At 71.1% G+C, this 7,021-nt stretch carries 6 protein-coding genes; 2 read left to right on the top strand and 4 right to left on the bottom strand.

Going from position 1 to position 7,021, the window contains the following annotated elements; genetic code table 11:
• The coding region (locus JWR86_RS11625; RefSeq protein WP_299565333.1) for an ATPase at positions 1-1,114 on the bottom strand (1,114 nt) is incomplete at its 3' end.
• 207 nt (positions 1,115-1,321) lie between these two features.
• On the opposite strand from JWR86_RS11625, the gene JWR86_RS11620 reads away from it, so the two are divergent.
• A complete protein-coding gene (locus JWR86_RS11620; protein ID WP_299565331.1) occupies positions 1,322-1,717 on the top strand; it encodes a DUF2794 domain-containing protein in 396 nt (131 codons plus the stop codon).
• Positions 1,718-1,781: 64 nt separating this feature from the next.
• On the opposite strand, the gene JWR86_RS11615 is transcribed toward JWR86_RS11620, so the two are convergent.
• The 3 genes from JWR86_RS11615 to JWR86_RS11605 all read right to left on the bottom strand — a co-directional run bounded on the left by JWR86_RS11615 (position 1,782) and on the right by JWR86_RS11605 (position 6,015).
• On the bottom strand, positions 1,782-2,564 hold the full coding sequence (locus tag JWR86_RS11615) for a Bax inhibitor-1/YccA family protein (protein ID WP_299565329.1): 783 nt from the start codon (positions 2,562-2,564) through the stop codon (positions 1,782-1,784).
• Positions 2,565-2,716: 152 nt separating this feature from the next.
• A complete protein-coding gene (locus tag JWR86_RS11610; RefSeq protein WP_299565327.1) occupies positions 2,717-5,311 on the bottom strand; it encodes an FtsX-like permease family protein in 2,595 nt (864 codons plus the stop codon).
• Positions 5,311-6,015 carry an ABC transporter ATP-binding protein gene (locus JWR86_RS11605; RefSeq protein WP_299565325.1) on the bottom strand — a complete coding sequence of 235 codons (705 nt, stop codon included), beginning with the start codon at positions 6,013-6,015 and terminating at the stop codon, positions 5,311-5,313. The genes JWR86_RS11610 and JWR86_RS11605 overlap by 1 nt, the downstream gene beginning before the upstream one ends.
• 152 nt (positions 6,016-6,167) lie before the next feature.
• On the opposite strand from JWR86_RS11605, the gene JWR86_RS11600 reads away from it, so the two are divergent.
• Positions 6,168-6,755, top strand: a complete 588-nt coding sequence (locus JWR86_RS11600; RefSeq protein ID WP_299565323.1) for an arylesterase — start codon at positions 6,168-6,170, stop codon at positions 6,753-6,755.
• Positions 6,756-7,021: the final 266 nt, after the last annotated feature.

Below are 7,021 nucleotides of genomic sequence, written 5' to 3'. Positions count from 1 at the left end.
CGGGCGCGCCGGCCGGCCGCGCTCGGTCCAGGGCCGCCCCGGCGGTGCGCTCGGCCGCGTCGCGGGCCTGCCGGATCACCTCCTCGGCGAAGGGCTCGAGAATGAAGGAGCCGGCGCGCTCGTCCAGCACGATGTCGTCGTGGTCGCGCACGCGCTCCACGGCGGTCAGCGCCAGCAGCGTGGCGGCCACGGAGGCGCCGATGGCCGGAATGAACACGAAGAAGAACAGGAAGACGTGGATCTCGCGGTCGGTGACCTGGCCCGGATCCTTGAAGAACACCATGGCCGTGAAGCTGTGCAGCTGCGACCGCATCACGGCGTCGCGATAGCCCGTCTCGGCCTCGCTCAGGGCCCGGTCGATGGCCGTGCGGTCGAGGGTGGAGCGCACCGCCCGGGCGGCGTCGAGCCGTTCGGAGGCCTCGGCCCGGTCCTTCGTGGCCCCCGTGAGGCTCGCCTTCATGGCGTCCATGCGGGGGTCGGTGGTGCAGCGGGTGCCGGCCACGCGCCGCCCGTCCCGCAAGGTCGTGGTGGTGCGAAAGCAGCGCTGCGCCGGAAGCGCGCCGAGCTCCGTGTTGCCGTCCTTGAGGCGTCGCTCGGCCTCGGCGAGCTGCTGAGCGCGCTGCGTCACCACCGCGTCCGCGTCGGCGATCTTGCGGTCCAGCGTGGAGCGGGCGTTGCGGGCGTCCGTCAGGCGCTCCTGCGCCTTCACGGCCTCCGTGAGCCGCGGCCGGAACATGATCTCGCCCAGCTGCGACACGGATTTCACCGTGACCAGGGCCGCGCCCACCACGCCGATGACGGCGATGACCCGCAGCGCCAGCGAGGTATGGGTCCGGATCGACACGGCCAGCGGCACGCGGCTGAACTCGATCACCCCATACGCGACCGGGGCCAGCATCATCATCCAGAAGCTGGTCGGGTCCGACCCGCCATACATGGTGGCGAAGAGCCAGGCGCCGGCGAGCGACGTCGCAACAATGATGCCTTCGATGGCGAAGGCGAGCACGAGGCGCTTGGTGGAGATCGAATACCCGCGCTCCAGATCGGCGGCGCGGCGCTCGGCCCGGCGAGCGGCCCGGGCATCGGGCATGTCGAATTGAACGGCGTCCGCCATGCAGCCTCGTTGCGTTCCGGTCAGCCCCCGCGGATCCGGTTGAGAGGGCAGGACCCTAGCCGAAGCGCCGGGCGCGCTTCAATCGGCCCGGGCGGGACGCCGGGTCGCAGGCAGCGGGCCTGTCGGCCGGCGCGCGCCCGCATCTTGTCTCGTGCCCCGCCCCCTCCCATCATCACCCTCAGGAGACGGACCGCGGCAGGGGAGCCCATGAGCGAGGCGGAGACGCGAGAGCCATTGCGGGGCCGGATCGTCCCGTTTCCGGGTGGAGCGCCCGGCCCGCAGGCCGGCCCGGCCGCGCCGCCCCAGCAGGTGACCTTCAGCCGGGACGAGTTGCGGACCATCCTCAACCTCTATGGCCGCCGCGTCGCCGAGGGCGAATGGCGCGATTATGCGATCGATTTCGCGCGCGATAGGGCCGTGTTCGCGATCTACCGGCGCAGTTCGGAATTGCCCCTCTACCGGATCGTCAAGGACCCGAAACTGGCCCGCCGTCAGGGCGCCTTCTCGGTCGAGACCACCTCCGGCCTGGTGCTGAAGCGCGGTCACGAGCTGGCCCACGTGCTGCGGGTGCTGGACAAGTCGCTGAAGCTCGTCAGCGGCTGACCCGGAAACGAAAAAAGCCCCGGCTTGCGCCGGGGCTCTCTCGGGAGGCCGAAGCCCCGTCAGGTTACTGGTTCCGGTTGCCCATGAAGGCGAGCAGGAATTGGAACATGTTGATGAAGTCGAGATACAGGGTCAGGGCGCCGAACACGGAGGCCTTGGCAGCGGTCTCGGTGTCATAGTTCCCGAACAGGTACATCTCCTTCAGCTTCTGCGTGTCGTAGGCGGTGAGGCCTGCGAAGATCAGCACGCCGATGGCCGAGATCGCGAATTGCAGGGCGCTCGAGGCCAGGAAGATGTTGACGATCGACGCCAGGATCAGGCCGATCAGCCCCATCATCAGGAACGAGCCCATGCCCGACAGGCTGCGCTGGGTGGTGTAGCCGTAGAGGCTCAGCGCACCGAAGGCCGCCGCCGTCACGAAGAAGGTCTGCGTGACCGACGCGCCGGTGTAGCGCAGCAGGACGGTGGACAAGGAGGCGCCCATCACCGCCGCGAAGGCGAAGAAGGTCGTCCTTGCGGCCGAGGCCGACATCTTCTCCATCCGGAAGGTGAAGAAGAAGATGAAGGCGAGCGGCGCCAGCGCGACCACCCACATCAGCGGCGTCCCGTACAGGGTGCGGCCGAAGGAGGTGAGCAGCTGCCCGTTCATGCGGGCAACCGCCTGCGTCGCGTCCGCCGTCACGGCGAGCTTGTTCACGCCGAGCGCGACGAGGGCCGAAATGGCGAGGCCCAGGACCATGTTGTTGTAAACACCCAACATGAAGGTGCGCAGACCCTGGTCGACCTCGGCAGTGCTGCGAGCGTAGCCGGCGCCGAAGCCGGTCTGGTTCTGTTGAAACGGTTGCATGGGAGTCGTCCTCTGGATGGCTCTCAGCGTGCTTATCTCGGATGAGGGATCACGCGCCCCTCGCGCGCCGGACGTCCGGCGCCTTCCCCAATATGGAGGGAAGGTCAGTTCCTCACAAGGGGCAGGGCAGCCATGCGGCAGCCGGGCAGGAGTCACAGGGTGCGCAAATAGGGGGCAGGCTTCTGGCCCAGGATTCGCCAGGTGCCGACCAGCCCCAGCACCACCGTCACGCCCACGGCCAGAAGGGCGGAGGCGAGCGCCGCGCCGGGATCGAGCGTGAATTCAAGCCGCATGATCCGGGTCACCACCAGCCAGGCCGCGACCGAGCCGGCCAGGATGCCGAACGCCGCGGCGAGCAGCCCCAGCGCCCCGTATTCCACCAGATAGGCGGCCAGCAGCCGCGGGCGGGTCGCGCCCAGGGTTTTCAGCACGACAGCATCGTACAGCCGGGCCCGCTGCCCGGCTGCCAGAGCGCCGGCCAGGACCAGCAGGCTGGCCAGCAGCGCGACCGAGCTCGCCGCCCGGATCGCGAAGACGAGCTGGGCCACCACCGCGTTCACGGCCTCGAGGGCATCCTTGACCCTGACGCTGGTGACCGCCGGGAAGCTGCGGGCCGCCTCGCGCAGCAGCCGCCGCTCGATGTCCGGATCGGCACCGGCCGGCAGGGTCACGGTCATCAGGTCGGTATGCGGGGCTCCGGCGAAGCTCTGTGGCGAGAACACCAGCACGAAGCCGATGCCGATGCGACGCCAGTCGATGCGGCGAAGGTTGGCCACCGTGGCCGTGAGGCTGCGGCCAAGCACGTTGACCGTGATGGCATCGCCCACCCCGAGCCCGAGCCCGCGCGCGATCTCGACATCCATGGAGACCAGCGGTGGCCCGGCCACATCGGGCGCCCACCACTGCCCCTCGACCACGGTCGAGCCTTCCGGCACGGCGGCCGCGTAGGTGATGCCGCGATCGCCGTCGAGCACCCAGGCGGCGTTGGGCGCGGCCTGCGTCTCGGCGACCGGGCGGCCATTCAGGGCCGTGATGCGGCCCCGCATCATCGGCGTCGACTCGATGGCGCCGCCCGGCGCCTCCCGGCCCAGAAAGGCCCGGAAGGCCCCGGATTCGGCGCTCGGCACGTCAATAAAGAAGAAGTTGGGCGCCCGCTCCGGCAGGGTCTGGCCGATCTCGCGGCGCAGGTTGCCGTCGATCCCGGCGAGGGTCACCAGGAGCGTGATGCCGAGCCCGAGCGAGAGCATCAGGGACGGCGTGAGCGCGCCCGGGCGGTGCAGGTTGGCGACCGCGAGCCGCAGAAACGGCTGCCGGGCATGCGGCAGCCGCCGGGCCAGCCGCATGATGGCGATCGCCACGAGGCGCAGGATCAGGAAGGCGGCCCCGGCCGCGCCCACGAAGGCCAGCGCGACCCGCCGGTCGTAGGCGGCGAAGAGAGCCAGCCCGATCAGGGCGGCGCCGCACAGCGCCGCGGCGGCCAGGTAGACGGCCGGCGGGCGGTGCGGATCGGGCGCGACGCGGTCGCGGAACAGGCCGGAGACCGGGATGGCGTGGGCCCGCCCGAGCGGCCCCAGCGAGAAGGCGAGGGCTGTCAGGAGGCCGTAGAGGGCGGCCAGCCCGAGTTCCGGCACCGACACGACCGGGTCGATCGGGATCGGCAGGACTGAGCGGAAGGCGGCCGCGACCCCGAAAGGGAGCGCCGCGCCGACCGCGAGCCCGATGGCGATGCCGATCCCGGCGATCATCAGCACCTGGGCAAGGTAGATCGCGACCACCCGGTCGCCAGCCGCGCCGAGACTCTTCAGGATGCCGATGGAGACCCGCTTGCGGTCCACAAAGGCCGCAACCGCGTTGGCGACGCCCACGCCGCCGACCAGCAGCGCGGTCAGGCCGACCAGGGTCAGGAACTGGGTGAAGCGCTCGATGTTGCGGCTGAAGCGTGGATCGGCGTTGTCGCGGGTGCGAATTTCCCAGCCGGCCCCCGCTTCGGGCAGTTCGGCCCGGAGCCGGTCGGCGGCCCACGCCGTGCGACCCTCGGCCTCGTCTCCCTCCGGCAGCTGCACCCGGTAGGTCCAGCGCATCAGGCTGCCGGGCTGGACGAGCCCGGTCGCGACCAGGGCCTCTTGCGACATCATGAGGCGCGGGCCGAAGCCGATCCCGGCCGCGATCTTGTCCGGCTCGGACAGGAGCCGGGCCCGGAGCTCGAACGTCGCCGAGCCGATCGTGACCCGCGCGCCGACCGGCAGCCCCAGCCGGTCGAACAGCGCGGCGTCGGCGACCGCGCCGTAGATTCCGTCGCGTCCGGCCAGCAGCGCCGCAAGCGGAGCCTCCGGCTCGGTCCGGACGGCCCCCACCGCCGGGTAGGCCTGGTCCACGGCCTTGACCTCGACCAGGGCCGCCCCGGCCTCGCCGCCGGCCGAGGCCATCGCCCGCAGCGTGGCGATGCGCGACACGGGGCCGAGCCCGGCAAACACCCCGAGCTCCTCGGCTGTCGCCTCGCGCTGCACAACAGAGAGCGCGATGTCGCCGCCCAGAATCACCCGGCCCTGGCTCGTGATGCCCTCCACCAGCGAGCGCGCCACCGATGCAACGCCCGAGATGGCCGCGACACCGAGGGCGATGCAGGCGATGAACACCGCAAAGCCGCGCAGGCCAGCCCGCATCTCGCGCAGCGCGAGCCGCAGCACGAGACCGGGCGCCGCGCGTTGCGGGCGCGGCGAGCCGCTCGCCGGCAAGGTGCCGTGCATCAGCGGGCTCCCACCGGCTCGGCTGGGATTCCGTCCTCGACGATGCGGCCCGCCCGCAGCCGCACGGTGCGGTCGCAGCGCGCGGCAAGCGCGGCGTCGTGCGTCACCAGAACCAGCGTCGCGCCACGCTCGCGCTTGATCCGGAACAGGAGGTCGACGACCGAGCCGCCCGTGCGCTCGTCGAGATTGCCGGTCGGCTCGTCGGCCACCACCACGGCCGGATCCGGCGCCAGGGCCCGGGCGATCGCCACGCGCTGCTGCTCGCCGCCGGAGAGCTGGGCCGGGTAGTGGTGCAGCCGCTCCGCGAGCCCGACCTCGGCGAGCTCGGCCTCGGCCCGCCGGAACGCGCCCGGGCGGCCGGCAAGTTCCAACGGCAGCGCCACGTTCTCCAGGGCGGTCATGGTCGGGACGAGGTGGAAGCTCTGGAACACGATGCCGATGCGGCGGCCGCGAACCCGAGCCAGCGCGTCCTCGGACAGGCGAGTCAGGTCCTGGCCGTCCAGCAGCACGCGGCCGCGCTCCGGGCGCTCCAGGCCGGCCAGCACCATCAGGAGCGTCGACTTGCCGGAGCCGGACGGCCCGATCAGCCCGACTGCCTCGCCGGGGCTGACCGACAGGTTGATCTGTTGCAGCACATGGACGCGGGCAGCGCCATCGCCGAGGGAGAGGTCGACGCCCTCGAGCGCGATGATCTTGCCCGTCATGCGGAAGAACCCAATCTCAGGAGGACGATAGTGGCGAGGTGGACAGCATGGCGGCAACCGGTCGCGGTCGAAGCCCATATGGGAAGAGGCCCGGACATCTCCAACGCATCTGCGGCATCCTGGTCGCGCTTGCGCTGGCCTGGGCCGGGCTGATGACCGCTGCAAGCGCCGCGCCGGGGCGGCCGCTCCAGCTTGTCGCCCTGGGGGACAGCCTGACGGCCGGCTACAACCTGCCGGAGCGACAAGCCTTTCCGGCGGTGCTCGAGGCCGCCCTGCGGGAGCGGGGCCGTGCCGTCACGGTCAGCAATGCCGGCGTGTCGGGCGACACCGCCACGGGCGGCCTCGCCCGCCTCGACTGGTCGGTGCCGGACGGCACGGACGGGGTCATCCTGGAGCTCGGCGCCAACGACATGCTGCGCGGCACGGAGCCGGAGATCACACGCCGGGCGCTCGAGGCCATCATCTCGCGGTTGAAGGCCCGCAACATCCCGGTGCTGCTCGCCGGCATGTACGCGTCGCGCAATCTCGGCCCCGATTACGTGAAGCAGTTCGACGCGATCTATCCCGACCTGGCGGCGACCTACGGCCTCGTTTTCTACCCGTTCTTTCTGGACGGGGTGGCGGGGGAGGCCCGCATGACGCTGCCGGACGGGCTGCATCCCTCGGCCGAGGGGGTGCGCCGGATCGTCGACCGCATCCTGCCTTCAGTGGAAACCTTTCTGACCCGATTGGCCCGTTAGCCGGGATCGGCCCGGTCGGGACAGCCGGGCCGATCTGCATTTGAACGTCGGCCCGCTTGACCCCCGGCTCACCCTCTCGCAAACAGCGATGGAGCCGGCTGCCGGCATCTTGCCCAGCGCCGCATGCTGTTCAATTCCGTCCCATTCCTGTTCGTGTTCCTGCCCGTGGCACTGGCGCTGCACTGGCTGGTGGAGCGCGTCCGGCCGGATTGGCGCGTGGGGACGCTGGTTGCGCTCTCCTTCGTCTTCTACGGCTACTGGGACTG

Source organism: Enterovirga sp. (genome assembly GCF_028290205.1).
GTDB lineage: Bacteria > Pseudomonadota > Alphaproteobacteria > Rhizobiales > Beijerinckiaceae > Enterovirga.
The sequence above is the reverse complement of the archived record's forward strand: the minus strand, read 5'-3'. Positions and strand labels throughout refer to the sequence as shown.